We start from the raw sequence: 23,833 nt of genomic DNA, 5'->3' as shown, positions 1-23,833 counted from the left end.
TCGGGTCATCGCGTGCCGAGGGCGTCCGGCAAAGCGAGGGTCAGGAACGGAATGAGGGTGAGGGCGAGCAGCACCACGAGTTGCAGGCCCAGCAGCGGATAGATCTCGCGGTTCAGCTCCGACATCTTCACCTTGGCGACCATGCCGGTGACGGCCAGCAGGCTGCCCACAGGTGGCGTGATCATGCCGAGATTGAGATTGACGATGACCACGATGGCGAAATGGGTCGGGTCGATGCCGAGCGCGGCCGCCATCGGCGCGAGGATCGGCGCCAGCACCAGCACGCCGGGCAGCGGCTCGATGAAGATGCCGAAGATCAGCAGGAACACGTTGACCGCCAGCAGGAAGGCGAGCGGGGAGAGGCCGAGCGAGCCGATCCACTGCGTCATCATCTGCGGCACCTGCGCGAAGGTGAGCAGCCAGGCAAACGCCATGGACGCCGAGATGATCAGCAGCACCGCCGCCGTCATGAAGGCGGAACGGGCGAGGATGTCGGGGAGCATCGCGAAGGTCAGCGTGCGGTAGACGAACATGCCGCAGATGAAGGCGTAGAACACCGCGATCACCGACGCCTCGGTCGGGGTGAAGGCGCCGCTGTGCACGCCGACCACGATGAGGGTGGGCAGCACCAGCGCGGGAATGGCGCGCCATGTTGCGGCCAGTGCCTGCTTCAGCGTGGGAGGAACGCCATCGTCGCGGAAATTCCGGCGGCGGCTGACATAGCCATTATAGGCGAGCAGCGCCCCGGAGATCAGCAGCCCCGGCACCACCCCGGCGACGAAGAGGCGGGGAACCGAGACCGCATCGTCCTGGAGCGCGTAGAGAATCATGATGATCGAGGGCGGGATGATCGGTCCGACCAGCGAGGCGCCGGCGGTGAGCGCGGCGGCGTAGGGGTAGGGGTAGCCGGAGCGGCCCATCATGCGGATCAGCAGCGCGCCGGGGCCGGCCGCGTCGGCGACCGCCGAGCCGCTGATGCCGGAGAAGAAGGTGATGGTGAGGATGTTGGTGTAGCCGAGCCCGCCGCGCTTGTGCCCGACGAACAGCGCCGCGAAGCGCAGCAGCACCTCCGCCAGCGAGCCGCTCGACATCAGCTCCGCCGCCAGCAGGAAGAACGGGATCGCCATCAGCGGGAAGCTGTCGAGCCCCGCCACCATTTTCTGCGCGACGATGATCGCGGTGAGATCGCCCGAATGGGTTGCCGCCAGCGTCGCCAGGGTCAGCGCGAAGCCGATCGGCACGCCGATGACCAGGAAGCCGCTCAGCGCGACGAACATCACCAGCGAGATCACGACGCGGCCGCCTTTTCGGGATCGAGATCGTCGGAGGGCTCGTATGATCCGTCTCGTACGAAGCCGACGGCCACCATGGCGAGATGCCAGAGCGCGAGCACGAAGCCGGCCGGGGCGGCGAGCGCCACCACCGCGAAGGGAAGGCCGAGCACCGGCGTCGTCTGGTTCCAGGAGCGGGCGACATAGGCCCATCCGGCGGCAGCGACCCACAGGCAGGTGGCGGCCATGAGCGCGACCACCACCAGTCGCAGCGCGCGGCGCGATGCGGGCGGCAGCAGTTCGGTCAGCGAATCGACCGCGACGTGGCCGCCAACCCGCAGCACCGGTCCGATGCCGACGAAGGCCAGCCAGATCATGGCGTAGCGGCTGAGTTCCTCCGCCCAGACCAGCGCGCCGCTGCCGAGATAGCGCAGCATGACGCTGGTGAACACCATCACCGCCATCGCGCCGAGAATGAGGATCATCAGCCATCGATTGACGTACAGCACACCCGCATCGGCCTGCCGGAGGCGGCCGGGCGGGCCGGTGCGCGGCCCTTTGCCGGTCACGCTGTGTGGGGTCGCTGCAGCCACGCCACGATCCTTTCCGTGAATGGTTGATTGTTAACAATTGACGAGATTGCACTCTGCGATATGAATTTGGTCAAGCCGATTTTTGCGTCACCCAGGGATCGATAAATGAGCGGAATCACGTCGCTGGAGCCCCCCAAGCGCCAGAGCCTCGACCGCGCGGCGGCGGACAGCTTGCGTCGGGCGATTCTCTCGGGGCTGATCGCGCCGGGGGCGCGGCTGACCGAGGCCAAGCTCGCCGAGCAGTTCATGCTTTCGCGCGGCACGGTACGGGCGGCGCTGCACCGGCTGGTGGCGGAAGGACTGGTGATCCAGCGTCCCTATAGCGGCTGGGACGTGCTGACCCTCACCGTCCAGGATGCGTGGGAGCTTTCGACCCTGCGCTCAAGCCTGGAGGCGCTGGCGGGACGGCTGGTGGCGCAGAGCATCGATGATGCCGGCCGCGCGATCGTCATGAGCGCGTATGACCACCTCGCGCAGGCGGCGGAGGAAGGCGGGGAGGTCGATCTGGTCGAGGCCGACATGGCGCTGCATCAGGCCATTGTCGGACTATCCGGGCACCGGCGCCTGCGGGAGCAATACGGGCTGATCGCCAACCAGCTCCGGCTCTACATCGCGTCCTCGAATATGCTGGCCAAGACCACCGAGGCGGTGCGCGACCGTCATCACTCGTTGATCGCGCCTTTGCTGGCGGGCGATGCCGACGCGGCGGAAGCGGCGTTCCGCGCCCATGCGGTGCGCAGCGGCGAGGAGATCATCGCCCATCTCGAGCGGGCGGCGATACCGGGCTGAACCGGCTAGCTATATGCCGCCGCTGGAACGTAGCCGGCGAACGAGGGCGCGCCGATGGGCGCGTGCCCGATCGGAGGCGCTCCCATCGGCGGGCGGGCTTCAGCCCTTCTTCTTCTGGAAGGCGAGCGAGACCGGCTGGCCCTTGGCAAGGCTCGCAGCCGCGGCGGGCTCCTTGATCTTCTTCGGCTTCTTCGTTTCCCGGTTGCTGCGCATCTGTCCCTTGGCCATGGTCGTCTCCTCGTGAGCGTGCTGGTAGGCGCGGCGGAAAAAACAAAGCCCCGCGCCTTCGGAAAGGCGCGGGGCGGAAAGACACATGGGTGTCTGCTACCGCTTCCATGTCCCCGCCCGGTCTTGCCCGCATCAGCGGGCGCGGCCGGTTCAGGCGACGGGCACTGCGGCGGAGCGCGCGAGGCGCCGCCGCCGAGGCCGGGCTGTCAGCTCAGCGCCTGGAGATTGCTTGCGGACATCTTGCCGCTGCGCTGGTCGGTAACGAGCTCGAAGCTCAGCTTCTGACCTTCGCGCAGGTCGCTCATTCCGGCGCGTTCGACCGCGCTGATATGAACGAACGCGTCGCTGCCGCCATCATCCGGCGCGATAAATCCAAAACCCTTCTGGGCGTTGAACCATTTGACGGTTCCCGTGGCCATGGGAGACCCCTTCTTTGAGTGTAATTCTGGCTTGCCCGCGATGAACGCAGGCCGTCGAAATCGCATTTTCAGGAAAAAGAACGTGACGACGCGGTAATAAAACCGCGAAATTCATGTTCACATCGCCGTTTATCGACCGATTCAGTATGTACCGTTGTCGGCGATATTGCAAGGACAGCGCGTTTTCTAAGCCGAAATCCGGCGATTTCAACGCTTCCGGACTCGCCGGAGCGCCACGTGGGGAACGTGGTCCCCTCGGGCCGCATGTTGCAGGCGGTTCAGGTGACCGCATCGACCTCGTAGGTCCAGACCCGGAAAGATTTCAGCACGTGGGGACCGAACGAGTTGACCAGCGGTATGTCGGCGGCGTCGCGGCCGCGCGCGACCACGATCCGGCCGATGCGCGGAATGTTGTTGCGCGGGTCGAAAGTGTGCCAGGCGCCATCGAGGAAGACCTCCATCCAGGCGCTGAAATCCATCGGGTCCACCACGGGGACGCCGATATCGCCGAGATGGCCATTCACGTAGCGTGCCGGAATATTGAGGCAGCGGCAGAACGCGACGGCCAGATGGGCAAAGTCCCGGCAGACGCCGATCTGCTCGTGATAGGCCTCATAGGCGGTCCGCGTCGAACGGGCCTGCATGTAGTCGAAGCGGATATGCTGATTGACGAAATCGCAGATCGCCTGCACGCGGCCCCAGCCGGGCGCCATCGCGCCGAACAGGTCCCAGGCGACCTGGCTCAGCCGGTCGGTCTCGCAATAGCGGCTGCCCATCAGATAGACGAGGCAGTCATCGGGTAGTTCGGCGACCGGGACTTCGCGGGCGGCGGGAAATTGCCGGTCGAGCAGCCCGTCATCCTCGATCGTCGCGTCGCCCCATATGGTGAGGTCGCCCGCCGGCGCCACCAGACGGCGGCAGCGATTGCCGAACAGGTCGTGATAGGTCGATGTCGGAACCACCGGCATGGTGAAGACGGTTTCCGGCGCCCGGATATCGGCGGCGCGATCCTCATGGACGGCGAGAAGACAGACGAGAGCGGTCGGCTGCTGACAGGTCAGCGTAATCTCATAGCCGTAGCGGATCAGCATAAAGGGTTCCCGGGAGCATCGAGCCGCCGGCCGAACATCGGCGACGGGTAGGACGGAAGAGGTGCGACGCCCCTGTGCGAAGGCCTTGCGACGTCATGATGACGGCTGAACGGCGTGCCGTCAAAACCCAACGTCAGTCACGCCCGCGACGCGCCGCCGCGAGGCTCCGCATGGCGTGCCCCGCTCCGGTCTCCCCCGGGCGCGGCGCGCGCGATGGCATTGGACGACGCCGGTGGTCAGACCTAGCCGAAGGTGCGTGTGAGCAGGGTCGAGCCTTCGCCCGGTCCGGCGGTGTCCATCGCTTCGAGGCTGTCCTCGGTGGTCACGCGCTCATACTGCTCGCCCTCGTTGCGGATGCGGTATTGAGGTGAATTCCCGATCGGCGGCAGGGTCCCGGTAATGCGGTAGATGTCGCCGCAACGCGAGGTGAAGCTGGTGTAGCCGCCGCGCAGCCGGACGGTCTGCCCCACCTTGAACTGGTGGGGCGCGCCCTCTCGGCGGGCAGGCTCGGCGATGCGCTGTGAATGCGGAATGGCGGTCATGCGAACAAATTGTCCTTCTGGGGGCGGCAGGGCGGTCGGCGGCGGTTTGCTCCGGCGACGCGCTGGGCGCAGGGCCGGCCATACGCTCCAATCCGCCTCGAACACCGCGAAATGGCTGCTCCGGTTCAGGAGCAGCCCAGCGGGGCGCTCCGCGGGCGTACAGGGTGGCACGAACGCCCAAGGGCGCCATGCAATCATGGTCGAAAACACGCTGAGTCGACATCAGACGACACAGGGCGTGTCGACGTCCGTGATGTGTTGAACGCCCATCGTATCAAATCAACGGATCGAATCTATACGCGTCAATGGCATATCAAGCAAGTCGGGCGCATGGAGACGACAAAAATACGCCGATCGTCTCAGGGTGACAAAATAGAACGCCCGATAAAGACAGCGCGCGACCACGAGAAATCTGGACGATTATTTTCCAACACCGATCGGGTTTTCTTCGCAGCGCGCGCTCAGCCGATGCAGGGCCGCAATGCGCCAGCGGGTCCTGCCGGGCGGCGATCCGCGCGGATGCCAACCCTCTTTCGGTGATCACACGCCTGCTCGAAATCGTCACAGCCGCGACGGCGCGGGAACCTCGGCATCCCTCATGGCTTAGTGAGGCAACGCAGTGCAACACGCGCGACAGTTGCGAGACAAGAGGTGACAATGCATCGTCGACAGGTGCTCATCGCAGGGGCGCTGCTTCCCGGGCTTGCCGCGACCTCATTGCCGTTCTTCTCGCTGCTCTCGACCGTGGCGAGCGGACAGGCCGACGCGCTGCCCTTCGATGCGCAGACCGTGCGCCAGATCGCGAAGGATCTGGCCGCGAAGCCTTACGCCAGAAGCGACCAGCAGCTCCCGAGCTCGCTCGACAAGCTGAGCTATGACGACTACCGCAACATCCGCTTCAACACCGATCGCTCGCTCTGGCGCGGCGAGGGCCTGCCCTTCGAGATGCAGTTCCTGCACCGTGGCTTTCTGTTTCGCGACAAGGTGGATATCTCCGTCGTCGCGGACGGGCAGTCGCGCAAGGTGCCCTATACGCCGGACCTGTTCCGCTTCGAGCACGGCCTGCAGCCGCCCGATCCCAAGCTCGATCTCGGCTTTTCCGGTTTCCGGCTGCATGGCCCGATCAACCGGGCGGATTATTTCGACGAGATCGCGGTGTTCCAGGGCGCCAGCTATTTCCGCGCCATCGGCAAGAACCAGGTCTACGGCACCTCCGCGCGCGGGCTGTCCATCAAGACCGGGGATTCCGGCGGCGAGGAGTTTCCTGTCTTCAAGGCGTTCTGGATCGAACAGCCGCGCGCCGGCGCGGACTCCATCGTGATCCACGGCCTGCTGGACAGTCCGAGCGCGTCCGCCGTGCACCGCTTCACGATTCGGCCGGGCGATGCCACCGTCATGACGGTGGAGATGACGCTCTATCCGCGCGCCGACGTCGATCAGGCGGGGCTTGCCTCGCTGACCTCGATGTTCATGTTCGGCCCGAACGACCGCAACGACATCGATGATTTCCGCCCCATGGTCGGTGACGCGCAGGGTCTTGCCATCATCACCGGCCAGGGCGAGCGCATCTGGCGCCCGCTGACCAACCCGTTGCGCCTGCAGATATCGTCGTTCCACAACAATAATGTGCGCGGTTTCGGCCTGATGCAGCGCCAGCGTTCCTTCTTCGACTATCAGGACCTCGAAGCGCGCTACGAGAAGCGTCCGAGCGTCTGGGTCGAGCCGATCTCGGACTGGGGCGAGGGTGCCGTCCACCTCATCGAGATTCCGACGGCCGAGGAGGTGCACGATAACATCGTCGCCTTCTGGCGCCCGAAGGAGCCGCTGCGCAAGGGGCGCGAGTATAATTATACCTACCGCCTGCATTGGACGTGGGACACGCCGGACCGCGATCCCGTCGCCCGCTTCGGCGCGACCCGCGTCGGCGGAACCGACGCACGCCGGCTGTTCGTGCTCGATCTCATCGGCGAGAAGATAAAGGGCATTGCGGCCGACGGCCTCGATCCGCGCGTCACCGCCAATGCGGGCACCATTTCCAATGTCGTGCTTCAGCCCAATCCCGATATTGGCGGCTGGCGGCTGTCGTTCTCCTTCGAGCCCAAGGGGGTGGACCTCTCCGAACTCAGCGCCCAACTCTGGCGCGGCGATGAGCGGCTCAGCGAGACATGGGCCTACCGATGGACCTCGTAAGGGAGCGCGTGGCCGGGCTGGCGCCGGCGCAGGTGTTCCCGGCGCTGCCGGAGGACGCTCCGCTCGCCATGCCGGTGCAGTCGCTCGCGCACCGGCCCGAGACGCGCCGAACGCTTCCCTCCGGTCTGATCGCGCGGCGCGCCTTCGTCATCGGCGGGGCGGCGGCGCTTACCATGGTCGCGGCCTATCAGATGTATCTGGTGCTGTCGGTCGGCGGGCTGACGGTGCTGGAAGCCATCGTGCTCGCGCTGTTCGTGATTCTGTTCGCCTGGATCGGCTTCTCCTTCACCAATGCGATGGGCGGCGTCTTCGCGATGATCGGACGGCGCGGCACGCCGCTCGGCATCGACACCGCCGCGCCGCTGCCCGAGCTGACCCGGCGCACGGCGCTGCTGATGCCGACCTATAATGAATCGCCCACCCGTGTATTCGCCGGGTTGCAGGCGACCTATGAATCGATCGAGCAGACCGGCGCCATCGAGGCGTTCGACTTCTTCATCCTCTCCGATACCACCGACGCGGATGTCTGGATCGCCGAGGAGGCGAGCTTCCTCGCGCTTCGCGAGCGCACCGGCGGGCATTCGCGCATCTTCTACCGCCGCCGCGCCAGGAATATCGATCGCAAGGCCGGCAATGTCGGGGAATGGGTGACGCGTTTCGGCGCCCGTTACGAGGCGATGCTGGTGCTCGACGCCGACAGCGTGATGACCGGCGATTGCGTCGTGCGCATCGCCGGCGCCATGGAGCGGAACCCGCAGGTCGGGCTGATCCAGACGCTGCCCGTCATCGTCGGCGGCCGCACGCTGTTCGCCCGGCTGCAACAATTCGCCGGCCGGCTCTACGGCCCGCTGCTGGCGCAGGGGCTCGCTTGGTGGCACGGCTCGGAGAGCAATTACTGGGGCCACAACGCCATCATCCGCACGGAAGCCTTCGCCTCATGCGCCGGCTTGCCGCATCTCAAGGGGCGCAAGCCGTTCGGCGGGCATATTCTCAGCCACGATTTCGTCGAGGCGGCACTGATCCGGCGCGGCGGCTGGGCGGTGCACATGGTGCCGTGGCTGGCGGGCTCCTATGAGGAAGGCCCGCCCTCGCTCACGGACCTCGCCACCCGTGATCGCCGCTGGTGCCAGGGCAACCTCCAGCATGCCGCCGTGCTGCCGAGCCGGGGGCTGCATTTCGTCAGCCGCCTGCATCTGCTGACAGGGATCGGCTCCTACGTCACCGCGCCGCTCTGGCTGGTCATGCTGCTCGCCGGCCTGCTCACCGCGCTTCAGGCGCGGTTCGTGCCGCCGGATTATTTCCCCTCGGAATACGCCCTGTTCCCCAGTTGGCCCGCGCAGGATCCCGTCCGGGCCGCCTGGGTGTTCGTCGGCACCATGGCGATCCTGCTGTTGCCGAAACTCCTGGCCTATGGGCTGATGCTGTTCGATGCCGAGGCCCGGCGCGGCTTCGGCGGCGGCCTGCGCGCACTTGCCGGCGTGCTCGCCGAAACGTTGATTTCCGGCCTTGCGGCGCCGGTGATGATGGTGACGCAGTCTTCCGCGGTGATCGGCATCCTTGCCGGCCGTGATGGCGGCTGGAACCCGCAGCGCCGTGATGATGGCAGCGTGGCGGTGGGCCAGACCTTGCGCCATTTCGCGCCGCATACGCTGCTTGGCGTCGCGCTCGGCCTTGCCGCCTGGGCGATTTCATGGCCGCTTTTCCTATGGATGACGCCGGTGATCCTCGGGCTCGTGCTGGCCGTGCCGCTGGTGATCTGGACCGCGCGGCCGCGTCGCGGCGATCCGCTGCTGCTGCTGACACCGGAGCAGGGCGCCCCGCCCCCTGTCCTGACCCGCGCCAATGAGTTGACCGCGCAGCTGGGTGGGCACGCGGGCGTCGCGGAGGCCGTCGCCCGCCTGGCGTCCGACCCGAAGCTTCTGGAGGCGCATCGCGCCATGCTGCCGGCGTGCGGCGAGCGCGTGCCGGGCGACTATTCGCCCGAACGGCTGGTGGCCCGCGCCAAGCTGCACGACGCGCCGAGCTTCGATGACGCGCTCAAGCTGCTTACCCCAAAAGAAAAAGCCGCTGCGCTGGGCGACGCGAAGGCGCTCGATCGCCTGCTGGCGCTCTCGAAGGCGGCCTGATCGCGGTCTTGGCAGCCCCGGCCGCACTTGCCGGCCATGGTCCGCCACTGGAAGTGCCGGGGATCGCGAGGGCATGCGGCACGACAAAAGATTCCCGCGGAGGTTTACCCGATCCGGCCCGTGGCCTCTTCAGGGATCGCACAATGGCCATTTCGGGCGAGCCACCGCCCCACCGCCGGCTCGGCCGTCAGCACGGCGAACGGGACGGCGAACAGCAGGCCGATGAGTACGGGCGCCGCCCATATCAACGCCCCCGGCGCAAACGCCCACAATATTGCCGCCAGCAGCATTCCGAACAGAAACTGGGGCCACAGACCGGCAGCGGCGGTCCGCCATGACAGACGTTCGGCGTCGCGGGCCTGCGCCTCCCAGGTGACGGTCTTGCCGCAGGCGAGGCCGACCATGAATACCGCGACCCGGAAAGCGACCACCGGCCCGAGCAGCACGCCAAACACGAATTCCAGCAGGGCCCCGCGCAGCAGCGCGCCGCCGCCGCCGTAACGCCGCCGTTCGTCGCGGCGGAGCAGCACGTCGACGAGGCCCGCGAGCTTGGGCGTCAGGCTCATGGTGAAGGTGGTCAGGAACAGGCCGAGGCCGAGCGCGGCGGGAAACGGCTCGTCGAACGCTTCGCTATCGAACACCTTCAGCGCCGCCAGAGCCATGAAGGCGACCCAGGCGAAGGCGCCGAGATACATCAGGATGGCCCAGGCGATCTGAAAGCGGCTCATCGGCTTCAGGCCGGGCATGGCGAGCAGGCGCCAGTACTGCATGTTGCCCTGGCACCAGCGCAGGTCACGCCGGGTGAACTCGGTCAGGTGCGGCGGATTTTCCTCGAAACTCTCGATCTCCTCCGGCAGCACACGAACCTCGTAGCCGGCCCGGCGCATCAGCACCGCCTCGATCTGGTCATGCGAAAGGATATGGCCGGAAAGCGGGCCATCGCCGGCAAGCACCGGCAGGCGGCAATGTGCCTTGAAGGGGGCGACGCGGATGACCGCGTTATGCCCCCAGTAAGGCCCGCAATCACCCGCCCACCATGAGGCGCCCATGGTGTAGGAGCGCATGCCGTGACGCATGCCGAACTGGAAGATGCGCGCGAAGGCCGAGCGCGAGGGCATGCCGACCACGAGGCTCTGCAATATGCCAAGCATCGGGTTGGCCTGAACGATACGCACCATGCGCAACAGGCTCGGCGCCCCGAGTAAGCTGTCGGCATCGAGGCCCACCATCAGGTCGAAATCGTCACCCCAGCGATCGAGAAAGTCGCGGACATTGCCGGCCTTGTAGCCTGAGCCTTCTGTGCGGCGGCGATAATGCAGTTCAGCGCTCCCGCCCGCCTCGGATCGCCAGGCGTCGAACAGCGCTTCCTCCGCGGCGGCGATGTCGGGGCGCGTCGTGTCGGAGAGAACGAAATAGGCGAAATGTTCCCCCGCGCCGCTGCGCGTGAGATCTTGCTGCATCAGACGGAATCGGCCGATGGCGCGGGCCGGATCCTCATTGCGCAGGGTCATCAGCATGGCGATGCGCGCCGTGAGGGGCGCATCCTCCGCCGCGCGGCCGGCATAGGGGAAGACCGCTTCGCGCGGGTCCACCGGGCCGTGCAGCAGCCAGAGCCCGATCAGGGCATTCCAGAAACCGAGGATGGTCCAGGGCGTCGATATGCAGAACGCCGCGAGCAGCAGCATATCGAGAAGCGTCCATCCGCCGACCGCCAGCAAATGGGAGAAGGCCGTAACCAGACCGGCGAAGGTCAGCACGTTGAGTGTGGCCACGAAGGCGCGCCGTTGAAACAGCAATCGCGATGATTGCGTGCCGGTTGGGGTCAGCCCGGCTACGTCCACGCCTGCCGGCGACAGGCCTGCCACAAACTCTTCACTCTGGCTCATGCCGATCGACTCTGCGCGGGAACAACGTGAAATTTGCGGGGACCCCGACATCGTTTATACGAAACCATGTGTCGAGGCGGATCATGTTGTTGAGAGCAGATCGTCGTCTGCCCTTTGCGGCCGGAAGGTCCGAGCGATAAGGGAGTTCGAGGACCCGATGCCCGCGCCTGTCCGCACATCACGATCGCTCTGGTGCATCGCGCCGGCGCGCTACGACATTCGGGCGGACGTACTCGCGGAGCCGGAAGCCGACATGCTGACGGTGCGGACGCTCGCCTCCTGCGTCAGCCGCGGCAGCGAGCGCCTCGTTCTCCACGGCCAAGTCCCGGCGAGCGAATTCCAGAACATGCGCGCCCCGTTCCAGCGGGGCGAGTTCCCCTTTCCCGTGCACTATGGCTATCAGAGCGTCGGTCTCGTTGAGGCGGGGCCGTCCGCACTGATCGGGCGCACGGTTTTCGCGCTGTTTCCGCATCAGGATGTGTATCGGATTCCAGCGTCCGCCGCGGTGATGGTGCCCGACGATATTCCGGCCGAGCGCGCCGCGCTGGCGGCGAACATGGAAACGGCACTGAACGCGATGTGGGATGCCGGTGCCGGCCCCGGCGACCGGATCACCGTCGTCGGCGGCGGCGTGGTCGGCCTGATGTTGACGGCGCTGGCGGCCGGCTTGCCCGGCGCCGAGGTGACGCTGGTCGATGTGCGACCTGAGCGGGCGAGGTTCGCGGCGGCGTTCGGCGCAAGATTTGCCGTGCCGGCCGAGATCGGCAGCGAGGCCGACATCGTCTTTCACACCAGCGCGACCGCCGACGGCCTGCAAACCGCGTTGAACGCCGGTGGCTTCGAGGCGAAGATCGTCGAGCTGAGCTGGTATGGCAAAGCCGCCACGACCGTCGCCTTGGGCGGCCCCTTTCACAGCCGGCGCCTGCGCCTGATCGGCTCGCAGGTCGGCGCGGTCTCACCGGAGCGACGGCCGCGCTGGCCGCATGCGCGCCGGCTTGCCAAGGCAGTCTCGCTGCTCTCCGATGCACGCTTCGATGCTCTCATCACCCACCGCGTCGCGTTTTCGCAGGCGCCGGCGCTGCTGCCGCACCTCATCGATGACGAGCCGGACGCGCTGGCGATCCTACTCACCTATGACTGACAGAACTGGAGACCGGCGATGTTCTGCGTAGAAGTCCGTGATCGCATCATGATCGCCCATTCGCTTCCCGATGCCTTTTTCGGCCCGGCGCAGGGCCTGCATGGCGCGACATTCGTGGTCGACGTCGCCTTCTTCCGCGAGACCCTGACGGACAGGAACGTCGTGGTCGATATCGGGGCGGCGCTGGAGGTGCTGAAGCAGACGCTGAAGCCGCTCGCCTACCAGAATCTCGACGCTCTGCCGATGTTCGCGGGCCATCTGACCACCACCGAATTCCTCGCCAAGCACATCTTCGACGCGATCGCTGCCGCGGCCCGTGACGGTGCCTTGGGCGATGAAGGCCGGGGACTGGCGAGGATCCGGGTGACCCTGCACGAGACCGACCTCGCGCGCGCCTCCTATGAGGGCGGTGTCGTTTGACGGATTTCGTCTTCGCCATTCCGGGCGACCTCGGCCGGCCCACCGGCGGCTATATCTATGATCGCCGCGTGATCGAGGAATGCCGGCGCGCTGGCGGCAATGCGGCGCATCTGGCGCTGCCCGATGGATTTCCGTTTCCCTCGGCGGAGGTGATCGCGCGGAGCGGGGAACTGCTTCACGCGCTGCCGCCGGGACTGCCGGTGCTGATCGATGGGCTTGGCCTCGGCGCGCTGCCGGCCGGGCTGCTGCGCGGGCTGCGGCGCCCGCTGGCTGCGCTGGTCCATCATCCGCTGGTATTGGAAACCGGCCTCGTCGCGGCGCAGCAGGCTCAACTGTTTGCCAGCGAATATGCCGCGCTCGCCGAGGTGTCGGCCGTGATCGTCACCAGCCCGATGACCGCGCGCATCCTGGTGCAGGATTATGCGGTGGTCCCGGAAAAACTCGTCGTCGCCCTTCCCGGCACCGAGCCCGCCGCGCGCGCGACGGGCACCTCGACGCCGCCGCGCATTCTCGCGGTCGGCTCGGTGATCCCGCGCAAGGCCCATGGTGTGCTCGTCGAGGCGCTGCATGGGCTGCGTGCCCGCGACTGGACCTGCCACATCGTCGGCGCCACCGACAGTGACGCCGGCGCGGCACGCGCGCTGCGCACCCTCATCGAGGCGCGCGGATTGGCGGATCGGATCGTTCTGACCGGCGCGATGACCAGCAACGCGCTGGAGGGTGAGTTTCAGGCGGCCGACATCTTCGTCTCCGCGTCACTCTATGAGGGATACGGCATGGCGCTGATCGAGGCTGTCGCTCGCGGCCTGCCGGTGGTCGCGACAAATGCCGGCGCCATACCCGAAACGCTGCCGGCGGGCACGGCGCTGCTGGTACCCCCGGGCGATGCCGGCGCCGTTGCGGAAGCGATCGGGCACTTGCTGGACCAGCCGCAGCTTCGCCGCGCGATGGCGGACAGGGCCTGGGAGCAGGCGCACACGCTGCCGCGATGGTCGCAAACCGCCGCTGTCATTGCCGCCACCATGGGGGGACTTGCGCGATGAGCGGCTTCGATCCCGGCTGGCTGGAGCTGCGCGAGCCGGTCGATCACGCGGCCCGGAACGCGGCGGTCGCCGATAGGGTTCGCCGGTATTTTGCCGAGCGGGCGTCGCTCACCCTCGTCGATCTCGGCTGCGGAACCGGTTCCAATCTGCGGGCGCTCGCGCCCTCGCTGGCGCCGCGCCAGCATTGGCATCTCGTCGATGGCGACCCCGTGCTTCTCGATGAGGCGCGCCGCGTCCTCGCCCGCTGGGCCGATCATGCGCAGAATGCCGACGACGGAATCCGGCTCGGCAAGAACGGCCGCCACATTCACGTCAGCTTCGAATGTGCCGACCTCACGAGGCGCGACCTGCATTTCGCCGACATCGCTCCCGATCTGGTCACGGCGGCGGCGCTGTTCGATCTCGTCTCGGAGGAATGGCTGGAGCGTCTCGTTGCCGCCTCGGCCGAGCGGCGGGTGTCGCTCTATGCCGTTCTGAACTATGACGGCATCGCGCGCTGGCAGCCGGAGACATCGCTGGATCAGCGCATTGTCGCGGCGTTCAACCGGCATCAGCGCCGCGACAAGGGCTTTGGCCCGGCGCTCGGTCCAGCCAGCAGCGAAGCGTTCGCCTCACTTTTGTCCCGACATGGCTATCGTCATTGGGTCGGAGACAGTCCCTGGCATCTGGGGTCCGACAACCGGCCGCTCGCCGCCGCACTCGTCGCCGGCATCGCCACAGCCGCCGGCGATATCGAGCCCGACATGGCGGAGGCCTTCGCGGCATGGGCCGGGCGACGCGCCGGCGCGGATGTGACGATCGGCCATCAGGACATCTTCGCGACGTTCTGACGGGTCAGAGCGGCCACATGCGCCGCAACACGCCATCATGCTTGAGGAAGCGATGCCGCAGCGCGGCCGCGATATGGAGCAGCGCCAGAATGCCGAGCCCCTGAGCCAATAGTCCGTGAACGCTGAAGATGGTGTTCGCCAGTGGCTCATCGGCCGGCAGGATGCCCGGCAGGTCGAAAAGACCGAAGATGTTCAGCGCGGGATAGGCGGAAATCCCGGCCCAGCCCAATAACGGCACGACCAGCAGCAGCACATAGAGCAGGTGATGCATGGCGGTGGAGGCCACACGCTCCAGCGGTGTCAGCGTTGCCAGCGGCGGCGGTGCGCCGCGCGTGATCCGCACGAGGATGCGCAGCACGATCAGCCAGAGCACAGTGAAACCGGCGATCTTGTGCAGGTCGTAAAGCCGTCCCGTCAGCGCATCGAAATTCGTCGCCGCCCCCCGCGAGACCATGTAGAGGCCGAGCGGCACCATGCAGATGACGAAGGCGGCGACCAGCCAGTGCAGCGCACGCGCGGTGAAACTGTAGCGCGCGGCCGGGCCCTGCTTTTCGGTCGAGCTATCGAGCGTCGCCATGGGGTTCTCCGCCTGCATCGCAGCGCAGGTCGCAATCATACAGGACGTTGCCGTCATCCAACAGATAGGGCCGGGCATGCGGCCGTATCGCATCGCAGAGATTGTCGATCGGCCGCAGATCGAGCGCAGCGCGACCCGACCCCAGGATCATCGGCGACAGGCAGATATGGAGCCTGTCCACCATGCCGGCATCGATGAAGCGGGAAACCGTCGCGGCTCCACCTTCGATCAGAATGACGTGATGTCCGCGTGCGGCGAGCGCCGCGATCAGTTTGGCGGGCTCGAAGATGTCCGGGTCGCATTCCGTCCCGATGCGCTCGACGGCGTCCGGCCACCCGGCCGGGTTCTCCGAGAAGACGATCCGCTCACAGCCGTCCTGGCGGAGCCATTTGGCGTCGCGCGCCGTGCGTCCGCTGCGGTCGATCACCACCCGCGCCGGGCTGCGGCCTTCAACGCGCCGTGTCGTCAATTGAGGATCGTCGGCCAACACCGTGCCGACGCCGACCACCACGGCATCCACCAGCGCCCGCAGCCGATGAAGGTGGTCGAGCCCGGCTGACCCGTTGATATAGCGCGATTTTCCGGTCGGCGTCGCGATGCGTCCGTCAAGCGACTGGCCTATCTGCGCGACGATCAGCGGCCGGGAACCGGCATGCCGCAACAGCGGCTCATAGAGGCCGGTCAGGGGATCTGCCAACACGGAACGGTGCTCCAACGCATCGGCCCGATGCTCGACGAGGAGAGGCCATACATGCATAAACGCAGGGTGCGAGGTGGTGTGACGCCCTTTATCCGCGACGGTCATGTCCTAGATTTCGTCATGGAATCCGACTTGTTTCTGAAGCGGCGCGTAAGAGTGGACACGTTTTGATGCCCACGCCGAACACCGCCCCTGCGTGAATTCTAGGCCTGTTTGGCGACCGCGACCAGACGGCGGTCGAGCGTGCGATTGCCGAACTCCGCGCGGGGCGTCCGGTCATTCTTCAACAGCGCGGCCGCCCGATGGTTGCAGCGGCCGCCGCATTCGGCTCTCCCGATCGGCGCGGAAGGCCCGGCCTCGATGGCCCGGCGGCGTGGTGCGGCTCTCTGTCGATCAGGAAGGCCGCAGAGGGCTCGTCAAAGCAGGGTTTGGCAGGGCCTGCCGGATCGTAGCTTTTGTTTTGGTGCGCCGCTAACGTTGTCGCCGGACTGGCCGGTATAGGCTGTGCGTGACCGCGCCGATCGGCATTGGCGCGCCGCGGGAGAGTGCTTTGCTACTCGACAAGGATCACGAACCCTTGCGCTTCGGCTTCCTCCTGGCGCCGCGCTTCTCGATGATGAGCCTGAGCTCCGCGATCGAACCGATCCGCGTTGCCAACCGGCTTCTTGGCCGCAAAGCCTTCGATTGGTACACATGCAGCACGGACGGCCAGCCCGTGATGGCGTCGAATGATCTGGTTCTTGAGGCCGGGGCGGTTGACGAGGCGACGGACCGCATAGATGCACTCGTGTTGTGCGGCGGCACGCGCCTCACCGCAGCGCAGGAGCGGCCGATCATTCGCGCCCTGCGCAATGCGAGCCGGCGCAAGCGCGCCATCGGCGCACTGTCGACGGCCACACATCTGGTCGCGCGCGCCGGCCTTCTCGCAGGCTACCGCTGCACGATCCACTGGGAAAACCTGCCGGCGCTGCGCGAGGAATTTCCAGGCCTGATCGTGACCGAAGCGGTCTACGAGATCGACCGCGACCGGCTGACATCTTCGGGTGGCACCACCGCGATGGACATGATGCTGCACATCATCCTGCTGCGGTATGGTTCGGACATCGCCCATGAGGTGGCCGCGCAGTTCCAGCATGCGAAGATCAGGGCGCATAACGAGCCGCAATCAGGCTGGCGGCAGCGCAACCTGACCTACCAACCTCCGGTGATCCGGCGGGCCACCACCATCATGCAGGAACACATCGAAGATCCCCTGGCCATCCGCGAGATCGCCGATCAGGCGGGTATCAGTGAACGACAGATGGAACGGCTTTTCACGACCCATCTCTCGTTGCGGCCGATGCACTACTACCTGATGCTGCGCACCGAGCGCGCCCGCGAACTGCTCAGCTATACCGAGCAGCCGCTGGTTGAGATCGCTGTCGCCACCGGGTTCGGATCGGTGGCGCATTTCTCCAGATGGTTCCTGCACTTCCACGACCAGTTGCCGTCTCAGTATCGCAAGACGAGCCGGACAGGGGTGTGAGAGGCGGTGCGGCCGCTGTTAATGGCGGATCGCGTCCAAAAGGTCGCGCACCGTGGTTCCCGGCCGGCCGAACTGGCCGAGGTAACGCAGGCAGTTGCGGCTCTGCTCTTCGCCCCATGCCGGCGTCGTATAGAGCAGGAACTTGCGCTCCAGTTCAGCGGCGGACAACGGTGCGTCCGGATCGCCACGCGGCTCGCGCGGCGCTGACGAATGGATTGAGCCGTCCTTCAGCCTGATCTCGACGCGAGCGAAGCGCCGCGCGGGAAACAGCCGCGAATATTCGCCATCCTCGACATAACGGATCCGCTCCGTGAGGCTGCGCACTCGCGGATCGCCGAGCGCGTCATCCAAGACATGCTGGGGCAGCACATCGCCATGAATGAGCGCAACAGCCGTCGGGAACGACGTGCCGTACTGCGCCTGGTCCGTCGTCTCCGGAATACCTTGAAACAGACGTGTGGACTCATGGAAGGTGTGAACGATCACCTCGTCGACATCGTCAGGCTCAATCGCATGAGCGGCCTTGAGCTCACGAACACCGTCGATGCCGGCATGCGCCCAGCGGCAGACGGGATAGGGCTTGGTGTATTGCTCCCGGATACGCCAGCGCTGGCCCAGATCATTCCATACCTCATCGAGATCCTCGTCGACGACCGACACGGCCGGCGCGCCGGTGAAACCTTCCGAGGCGAGATAGGCCGCCGAGACGCCGGCCATCGCTCCCCAGCCCGAACCGTCCTTGACCATCGTCGGATAGTCGACGTCGCGCATCAGCTGGCTGCGCGGACCGTGATACTCGGCAATGCCGAGGGCATGCTGGAAGCGCGTTTCGTCCAGCTCCAGCAGATGCCCCGCAAGCGCGGCACAGCAGACGGCATTCCAGGCCCCTGACGAGTGATACTCCGGGGCGCTGTTGTGCAGGGCGATGCCCGCCCGCGTGCCGATTTCGTAGCCCGCGATCAGCAGGCGCAGGAACGTGCTCCCCTTGAGGTCAGGTCTGGCGGCTTCGGCGACGGCCAGCAGCGACGGAAGTACCGCGCAGCCGACATGTCCCTTGGTGAGCGAGTGTCCATCATGGGCGTCCATGGAGTCGATCACCATGCCGCCCAGCAGCGCAGCGCCCACCGGGTTGGTAAGCGGGCCTCCGATCATCGGCCGGCAGCTTGGCCCGCCATTGAGGCCGACGCCGTGAAAATCACCGACATAGCGCACGAGTATCCCCGCCAGCGGCGTGGTGGAACCGGCGACGGCGGTGGCGATCAGATCGACAAGGCACCAGCGCGCCTTGTTCATGATCTCCTCGGACAGATCCGCCGTCTCGATCGTCGAAAGGAACGAGCGAAGGTCGCCGTCCCGACGCGAAAGCTTACGCATGATGGCTATGTGCTCAGTTGACGAGGCCGGAGGACTTCAGGAATTCGCTGGCGACCTCGGGGATGGTCTTCTTCTCGACGTCAACCTGGGCGTTGAGATTGGCCATGACCTCCTCGTTGAGCCGGCTGGAAATGTCCTTCAGCAGTGGCTTGAGCTGAGGGTGGGCTTCCAGCGCCGCTTTGGTGGCGACCGGGGTCATCACCTGCGCGATGTGGTACTGCCGGTCGTCTTCCAGAAGGACGAAGTCGAAGGCTGGGATGCGGCCGTCGGTCGAGAACACGAGACCGACATCAACCTGTCCGTCGCGCAGCGCCTGATAGACGAGGCCGGAATCCATGCGAACGATGTCCGCGCGCGGGAAGGAGAAGCCATAGGCTTCCTGCATGGGCATGAGCCCGTCCTTGCGGCCGTAGAATTCCGCGTTGCAGCCGAAAGTGATCTTCTCTCCCCGACTGACCGCCGCCGCCAGGTCGCTGGTCGTGCGCAGCCCCTTTGCCTTGGCTGTTTCACGGCGTACCGCAAGGGCATAGGTGTCATTCACGTCCGAGCTGTCGAGCCATTCGATCCCGTTGGGCGCGTCCAGCTCGTTCAACTTGGCAAGCATCTGTGCCCGCGGGATTCCGGGGGTCTTGTGGTAATTCACGAGAGCAGGACCGGTATATTCCCAATAGAGGTCCATCTGACCCGAAACGAGACCTTGACGGACGACGTTGCTGCCGAGCCCTGACGTCAGCGTTGCGCCGATGCCCTTGGAGGCGAGATACTGCTGGGTAATTTCGCCGGCCAATATATTCTCAGTAAATCCCTTGGCGCCAATCTTGACATCCTCGGCATTCGCGAGAAACGGCATAGCCGTAACGCATAATGCCACCAAACCACCAACGATCTTGTTCATGGAGCCCTCAATTGCAATGGTTTAATTTTACTTTGCAGTTTTAATGGCTTGGCCATTTACGCCCAGGTAAGTCGGGCTAACGCACGTATTCACGTATCGTAAGTCGAGCCGCGCACTGGCGAGTATCAATTATCGACAGCAATTTTGCAGAAATCGACATTACCGTGTCTGCCTGCGGCGGCAGCTTCGCGGTTGGACGCGGGGCGCCGCGTTCATCGCACCTGGCCGCCCCAATGCGGCGCTGCCCATAGGTGCCTTTGTGTGCCGGAAATCTCTGCATGGAAATGATGCGGAGCTGCGCCGTTCTCTGTCGCCTATCTGATGCGCAAGGTCGGATAGGTCACTTCGATACGCAGCCTGGCGTGTATCAGTGGACCGAACATGCCCACGGCCTCACAGGATGCCATGTCCCACCAAGAGACCGTCCGGATCGTTCTGAAAGACGGCTGCCGGCTGGCCGCGGGTGAGGCCAGCTCTCCAGAGCTTGCGTTTGATTGGGCCCGGGTCGACCGATCCCGGCCTTCTGCGTTGAGGGAACGACCATGAAGGACAGTCTGCATATTGCGGTGGCCCAGACCGCTACGCCGCCGGAGAGCCATGACGAAGCGCTGGCCATGGTGCAGCGCGCCATCGATAGCGTACCGGAGGCCGATCTCATCGTGCTGCCGGAGCTTGCCTTGTGCGGCTATGGCGAGGCCGGGCGCGTGCAGCGCCTCGCGGTTGAACAGGATTCCGCGTTCATCGGTCAGGTGGCCGAGCTTTCCCGGCGCTCGGGCAAGGGGCTGATCGCGGGCTATGCCGAGCAGGCGGGCGCCACGCGCTACAATTCCGCCATCGCCATCGGCCCGGACGGGACGGTGCGTGGCAATTATCGCAAGGTGAATCTCTGGGGGCCTTACGAGAAGAGCCTTTTCGCCCCCGGCACGCCCTCGCCGGTCATGGAGTGGGGCGGGCTGAAGCTCGGCCTGCTGATCTGCTATGATCTGGAGTTCGCCGAGGCCGCCCGCGATCTCGTGCTGCGCGGCGCGGATACGCTCATCGTCATCAGCGCCACCAGCCGGCCTTACAGCGTGGTGCCGGACGTGCTGGTGCCGGCGCGCGGCTATGAGAATGGCTGCCACGTCGTCTATGCCAATGTCGTGGGCCGCGACGCGACCTTCGATTTCATCGGCATGAGCCGCATCACCGCGCCGAATGGATCGGTGCTGGCGGGGGCGGACGATCAGGGTGCCGCGATCATCGCTGCCGAAGTGAAGCGCTCTACCGTCGACGCCTGGCGCGCCGGCCACAACTATCTGGCGGACCGCCGGCCGGACATTTACCGGCTGAGCTGACGCGAGCCGGAACACTGCCACACATGCAAATGGCCGGGCTGTGCCCGACCATTTCTGGTTTCAGCTCTGCGCGTTGCGCTGGAGAGCAGACCTCAGATCAGGCCCTGCTGCTTCAGGAAGCCGGCGGCAGCCTCTTCCACCGTCTTCTTGTCGACGTCGATCGAGGCGTTCAGCTTCGCCATGGTTGCATCGTCGAGCTTGGCGGAGAGCCCGTTCAGGATCTCGGCGAGCTGCGGGTTGGCGTCGAGCACCTGCTTGCGGATGACCGGGGTCATCGCATAGGTCGGGAAGTAGCCCTTGTCGTCCTTCAGCACCACGAAGTCGAAGGCCGGGATGCGCCCGTCAGTGGCGAACACCAGGCCGACATCGACCTGACCATCCTTCAGCGCCTGATAGACGATGCCGGTATCCATGCGCTTCACCGAGTCACGGCCGAAGCTGAAGCCGTAGGTGTCTTCGAGCGGCTTCAGGCCGTCCGGGCGGGCATAGAACTCGGCGTTCGAGCCGAAGGTCAGCTTGTCGCCACCCTTGATCTTGGCCGACAGGTCGGAGAGCGAAACGATGTTCTTGGCCTTGGCGTCCGCCGCGCGCATGGCGAAGGCATAGGTGTTGTTGGCTTTCGACGGATCGAGCCATACGAGGCCCTTGGCGGCGTCGAGCTCCTTCACCTTGGCATAGGTGCCGGCGGCATCGAGCTTGTCGGTGATCTTGTTGAAGGTGATCAGCGAGGTGCCGGTGTACTCCCAGTACACGTCGATCTGGCCGTTCTCCTGCGCCTGGCGCAGCGGCGCGGTGCCGAGGCCGGCGCGCTTGTCGACGTCAAAGCCCTTGGCCTTGAGAAGCTGGGCGGTCATCTCCGACATCAGTTGCTGCTCGGTGTAGTTCTTGCCGCCGACCACAATGGTGGCGGCGTTCGCCGCGCTGGCCGCTCCGAGAAGAAAGGCGGCGATGGCGGCACGCTTCAGGAAACGCATGGACATGGTCTTCTCCTCTGGAAGTGTTTTTATCTCAAGGGGTTGACGCCGCGCGGCACCAGCCAGAACTGAAGCTGCCCCGCGACGAAATCGACGATCACCGCCAGCATCGCCGTGGGGATCGCCCCCGCGAGCAGCAGACCGGTGTCCATCAGGTCGATGCCGGTGAAGATCAGTTCGCCAAGACCGCCGCCGCCGATCAGGAAGGCCAGCGGCACAGTGCCGACATTGATGGCGAGCGCGGTGCGGATGCCCGCGGCCATCACGAACAGCGCGTTCGGAATCTCCACCTGAAACAGGATCTGCGCCGGGGTCATCCCCATGCCGCGCGCGGCTTCGATCAGCGCCGGCGGCACGGAGCGCAGGCCGGAAACGGTGTTCAGCACCACCGGCAGCAGCGTCAGCACGGCAAGGCCGAAGATCGCCGGCGGCGCGCCGAGCCCCAGCACCGTCATCGCCAGCGCGAGGATTGCGAGCGTCGGGATGGTGGTGCCGAGATTGATGATCTGGGCCAACACCGGGCCGAACATGCCGAGGCTGCGCCGCGCCAGCAGGATGCCGATCGGAATGCCGGTGACGATCGCGATCGCGCCGGAGATCGCCACCAGTTCGAGGTGCTGTACCGTCAGAAAGGCGATATCCTCGCGATAGGCCATCATCGCGGTGAGCGTGCCGCTCGCGCTCGCCCAGATGCCGAGCAGGAACACGAGGCCGAGCACGACAAGCCGCCAAAGGCTCGCCAGCGCAGCCATCGGATGTGCGGTGCGCGCCCCCGTCATCACTTGTCCCGATAGGTGGCACCGAGCAGGTGCGTGATGCCGCGCTGGGTAATGTAGCCCTCATAGAGCCCGTCCGCGTCCACGCAGGCGAGCCAGGACTGGTCGTTGGAGAACATCTGCGAGACCGCGTTGCGCAGATTGTCGTCGGAACGCACCACGCTGGTCAGCTTCTCATAATGCTCGCCAACCTTGCCGCGCTTGCCGCGCAGGGCTTCCAGCCGCACAAAGCCCAGCACCTTGCCGTGGGGGCCCACCATCACCACCGAGGCGTGGCCGTGGCTTTCCATCCTGGAGATCGCCGTTTCGACGCTGTCGTCGGCCGCCACGGAAGGCGGGTTGGGCGTCATCGCCTCACGCACCGCGATCAGCCGCAGGCGCTTCAGCGTGCGATCCTGACCGACGAAATCGGCGACGAAGCTGTCGATCGGGTGGGCGAGGAGATTGTCGGGCGTGTCGTACTGAACCAGCCGGCCGGAGCGGAAGATGGCGATGCGCGAGGCCATCTTCACCGCCTCGTCGATATCGTGGCTGACGAAGATCACCGTCTTCTTCATCGCCGCCTGCAGCTTCATGAACTCGTCCTGGATCACCTCGCGGTTGATCGGATCGATGGCGCCGAACGGTTCGTCCATGAGCAGCACCGGCGGATCGGCCGCCAGCGCACGGATCACGCCGACGCGCTGCTGCTGGCCGCCGGAAAGCTCCTTGGGGTACCGCTTCGCATAGGCCGCCGGTTCGAGATTGACCATCTCCAGAAGCTCGGCGGCGCGCCTGCGCGAGGCCTTGCGGTCATGGCCAAGCATATCGGGAACGACACAGATATTGTCCTCGACCGTCTTGTTCGGGAACAGGCCGATCTGCTGGATCACATAGCCGATGGAGCGGCGCAGCTCGACCGGGTTCACCTCGGTCACATCCTTGCCGTCGATGAAGATGCGCCCGCCCGAAGGCTCGATCAGGCGATTGATCATCTTCATGGTCGTGGTCTTGCCGCAGCCGGAAGGGCCGAGCAGCACGCACACCTCGCCGGCGCCGACCTCCATTGACACGTTGTCGACCGCGGTGGTGCCGCCATAGATCTTGGTGAGGTTCTTGAGCCGGATCAT

General features: G+C 65.8%; 23 protein-coding genes. 9 read left to right on the top strand and 14 right to left on the bottom strand.

All coding sequences use genetic code 11. The features are described from left to right. Window positions 1-5: 5 nt before the first annotated feature. Window positions 6-1,292 (bottom strand): TRAP transporter large permease, encoded by a 1,287-nt coding sequence (locus tag MKI84_RS10450; protein ID WP_241619318.1) that lies wholly within the window; start codon window positions 1,290-1,292, stop codon window positions 6-8. Next, the gene (locus MKI84_RS10445; protein ID WP_241619316.1) at window positions 1,289-1,864 is read right to left on the bottom strand and encodes a TRAP transporter small permease; all 576 of its coding nucleotides are present in this window, start codon (window positions 1,862-1,864) and stop codon (window positions 1,289-1,291) included. The genes MKI84_RS10450 and MKI84_RS10445 overlap by 4 nt, the downstream gene beginning before the upstream one ends. 105 nt (window positions 1,865-1,969) lie before the next feature. Between MKI84_RS10445 and MKI84_RS10440 the strand changes: the two genes are divergently transcribed. Beyond that, window positions 1,970-2,653, top strand: coding sequence for a GntR family transcriptional regulator (locus MKI84_RS10440; protein ID WP_241619314.1), 684 nt, complete (start codon window positions 1,970-1,972; stop codon window positions 2,651-2,653). Window positions 2,654-2,752: 99 nt separating this feature from the next. Here the strand turns inward: MKI84_RS10440 and MKI84_RS20660 are convergent, their stop codons facing one another. The 4 genes from MKI84_RS20660 to MKI84_RS10425 all read right to left on the bottom strand — a co-directional run bounded on the left by MKI84_RS20660 (window position 2,753) and on the right by MKI84_RS10425 (window position 4,933). Then, a complete protein-coding gene (locus MKI84_RS20660; RefSeq protein ID WP_281063217.1) occupies window positions 2,753-2,881 on the bottom strand; it encodes a hypothetical protein in 129 nt (42 codons plus the stop codon). A gap of 206 nt (window positions 2,882-3,087) precedes the next feature. After that, window positions 3,088-3,300, bottom strand: a complete 213-nt coding sequence (locus tag MKI84_RS10435) for a cold-shock protein (protein ID WP_241619312.1) — start codon at window positions 3,298-3,300, stop codon at window positions 3,088-3,090. A 278-nt stretch (window positions 3,301-3,578) separates the two neighbouring features. Next, a complete protein-coding gene (locus MKI84_RS10430) occupies window positions 3,579-4,391 on the bottom strand; it encodes a transglutaminase-like domain-containing protein (protein ID WP_241619310.1) in 813 nt (270 codons plus the stop codon). 242 nt (window positions 4,392-4,633) lie between these two features. Further along, complete coding sequence (locus MKI84_RS10425; RefSeq protein WP_241619305.1) at window positions 4,634-4,933, bottom strand: hypothetical protein; 300 nt, start codon at window positions 4,931-4,933, stop codon at window positions 4,634-4,636. Between the two features lie 657 nt (window positions 4,934-5,590). On the opposite strand from MKI84_RS10425, the gene MKI84_RS10420 reads away from it, so the two are divergent. Continuing rightward, entirely contained in the window at window positions 5,591-7,123 is a 1,533-nt protein-coding gene (locus MKI84_RS10420) for an OpgD/OpgG family glucan biosynthesis protein (protein WP_241619304.1), read from the top strand. Continuing rightward, entirely contained in the window at window positions 7,111-9,249 is a 2,139-nt protein-coding gene (mdoH, locus tag MKI84_RS10415; protein WP_241619302.1) for a glucans biosynthesis glucosyltransferase MdoH, read from the top strand. Before MKI84_RS10420 ends, mdoH (MKI84_RS10415) begins: the two co-directional genes overlap by 13 nt. Window positions 9,250-9,353: 104 nt before the next feature. Here mdoH (MKI84_RS10415) and mdoH (MKI84_RS10410) read toward each other — a convergent pair whose 3' ends face one another. Beyond that, window positions 9,354-11,135, bottom strand: a complete 1,782-nt coding sequence (mdoH, locus tag MKI84_RS10410; protein ID WP_241619300.1) for a glucans biosynthesis glucosyltransferase MdoH — start codon at window positions 11,133-11,135, stop codon at window positions 9,354-9,356. Window positions 11,136-11,292: 157 nt separating this feature from the next. Between mdoH (MKI84_RS10410) and MKI84_RS10405 the strand changes: the two genes are divergently transcribed. From MKI84_RS10405 to MKI84_RS10390, 4 genes are read left to right on the top strand one after another with little or no spacing between them, the layout of a single operon-like run. After that, complete coding sequence (locus MKI84_RS10405; protein WP_425353830.1) at window positions 11,293-12,276, top strand: zinc-dependent alcohol dehydrogenase; 984 nt, start codon at window positions 11,293-11,295, stop codon at window positions 12,274-12,276. 18 nt (window positions 12,277-12,294) lie between these two features. After that, window positions 12,295-12,696 (top strand): 6-pyruvoyl trahydropterin synthase family protein, encoded by a 402-nt coding sequence (locus MKI84_RS10400; RefSeq protein WP_241619296.1) that lies wholly within the window; start codon window positions 12,295-12,297, stop codon window positions 12,694-12,696. Continuing rightward, window positions 12,693-13,739, top strand: a complete 1,047-nt coding sequence (locus tag MKI84_RS10395; RefSeq protein WP_241619295.1) for a glycosyltransferase family 4 protein — start codon at window positions 12,693-12,695, stop codon at window positions 13,737-13,739. Before MKI84_RS10400 ends, MKI84_RS10395 begins: the two co-directional genes overlap by 4 nt. Next, window positions 13,736-14,569 (top strand): class I SAM-dependent methyltransferase, encoded by an 834-nt coding sequence (locus MKI84_RS10390; protein WP_241619293.1) that lies wholly within the window; start codon window positions 13,736-13,738, stop codon window positions 14,567-14,569. The genes MKI84_RS10395 and MKI84_RS10390 overlap by 4 nt, the downstream gene beginning before the upstream one ends. A gap of 4 nt (window positions 14,570-14,573) precedes the next feature. Here MKI84_RS10390 and MKI84_RS10385 read toward each other — a convergent pair whose 3' ends face one another. Further along, window positions 14,574-15,146 (bottom strand): cytochrome b, encoded by a 573-nt coding sequence (locus tag MKI84_RS10385; protein WP_241619290.1) that lies wholly within the window; start codon window positions 15,144-15,146, stop codon window positions 14,574-14,576. Further along, window positions 15,130-15,951: a RibD family protein gene (locus tag MKI84_RS10380; protein WP_241619288.1), complete on the bottom strand. Its 822-nt coding sequence runs from the start codon at window positions 15,949-15,951 to the stop codon at window positions 15,130-15,132. Before MKI84_RS10380 ends, MKI84_RS10385 begins: the two co-directional genes overlap by 17 nt. 403 nt (window positions 15,952-16,354) lie before the next feature. Between MKI84_RS10380 and MKI84_RS10375 the strand changes: the two genes are divergently transcribed. After that, window positions 16,355-17,371 (top strand): GlxA family transcriptional regulator, encoded by a 1,017-nt coding sequence (locus MKI84_RS10375; RefSeq protein WP_241619286.1) that lies wholly within the window; start codon window positions 16,355-16,357, stop codon window positions 17,369-17,371. Window positions 17,372-17,389: 18 nt separating this feature from the next. Here MKI84_RS10375 and MKI84_RS10370 read toward each other — a convergent pair whose 3' ends face one another. Continuing rightward, window positions 17,390-18,745 carry an MmgE/PrpD family protein gene (locus MKI84_RS10370; protein ID WP_241619285.1) on the bottom strand — a complete coding sequence of 452 codons (1,356 nt, stop codon included), beginning with the start codon at window positions 18,743-18,745 and terminating at the stop codon, window positions 17,390-17,392. 13 nt (window positions 18,746-18,758) lie between these two features. Beyond that, window positions 18,759-19,640, bottom strand: a complete 882-nt coding sequence (locus MKI84_RS10365) for a glycine betaine ABC transporter substrate-binding protein (protein WP_241619283.1) — start codon at window positions 19,638-19,640, stop codon at window positions 18,759-18,761. A 542-nt stretch (window positions 19,641-20,182) separates the two neighbouring features. Here MKI84_RS10365 and MKI84_RS10360 point away from each other — a divergent pair. After that, window positions 20,183-20,974 carry a nitrilase-related carbon-nitrogen hydrolase gene (locus MKI84_RS10360; protein ID WP_241619281.1) on the top strand — a complete coding sequence of 264 codons (792 nt, stop codon included), beginning with the start codon at window positions 20,183-20,185 and terminating at the stop codon, window positions 20,972-20,974. Window positions 20,975-21,066: 92 nt separating this feature from the next. On the opposite strand, the gene MKI84_RS10355 is transcribed toward MKI84_RS10360, so the two are convergent. The 3 genes from MKI84_RS10355 to MKI84_RS10345 are packed head-to-tail and all read right to left on the bottom strand — an operon-like array spanning window position 21,067 to window position 23,833. Continuing rightward, window positions 21,067-21,954, bottom strand: coding sequence for a glycine betaine ABC transporter substrate-binding protein (locus MKI84_RS10355; protein WP_241619279.1), 888 nt, complete (start codon window positions 21,952-21,954; stop codon window positions 21,067-21,069). A gap of 23 nt (window positions 21,955-21,977) precedes the next feature. Further along, complete coding sequence (locus tag MKI84_RS10350; protein WP_241619277.1) at window positions 21,978-22,727, bottom strand: ABC transporter permease; 750 nt, start codon at window positions 22,725-22,727, stop codon at window positions 21,978-21,980. Beyond that, window positions 22,727-23,833, bottom strand: a complete 1,107-nt coding sequence (locus tag MKI84_RS10345; RefSeq protein ID WP_241619275.1) for an ABC transporter ATP-binding protein — start codon at window positions 23,831-23,833, stop codon at window positions 22,727-22,729. The genes MKI84_RS10350 and MKI84_RS10345 overlap by 1 nt, the downstream gene beginning before the upstream one ends.

Source organism: Ancylobacter gelatini (assembly GCF_022601675.1).
Taxonomy (GTDB): Bacteria; Pseudomonadota; Alphaproteobacteria; order Rhizobiales; family Xanthobacteraceae; genus Ancylobacter; species Ancylobacter gelatini.
The sequence above is the reverse complement of the archived record's forward strand: the minus strand, read 5'-3'. Positions and strand labels throughout refer to the sequence as shown.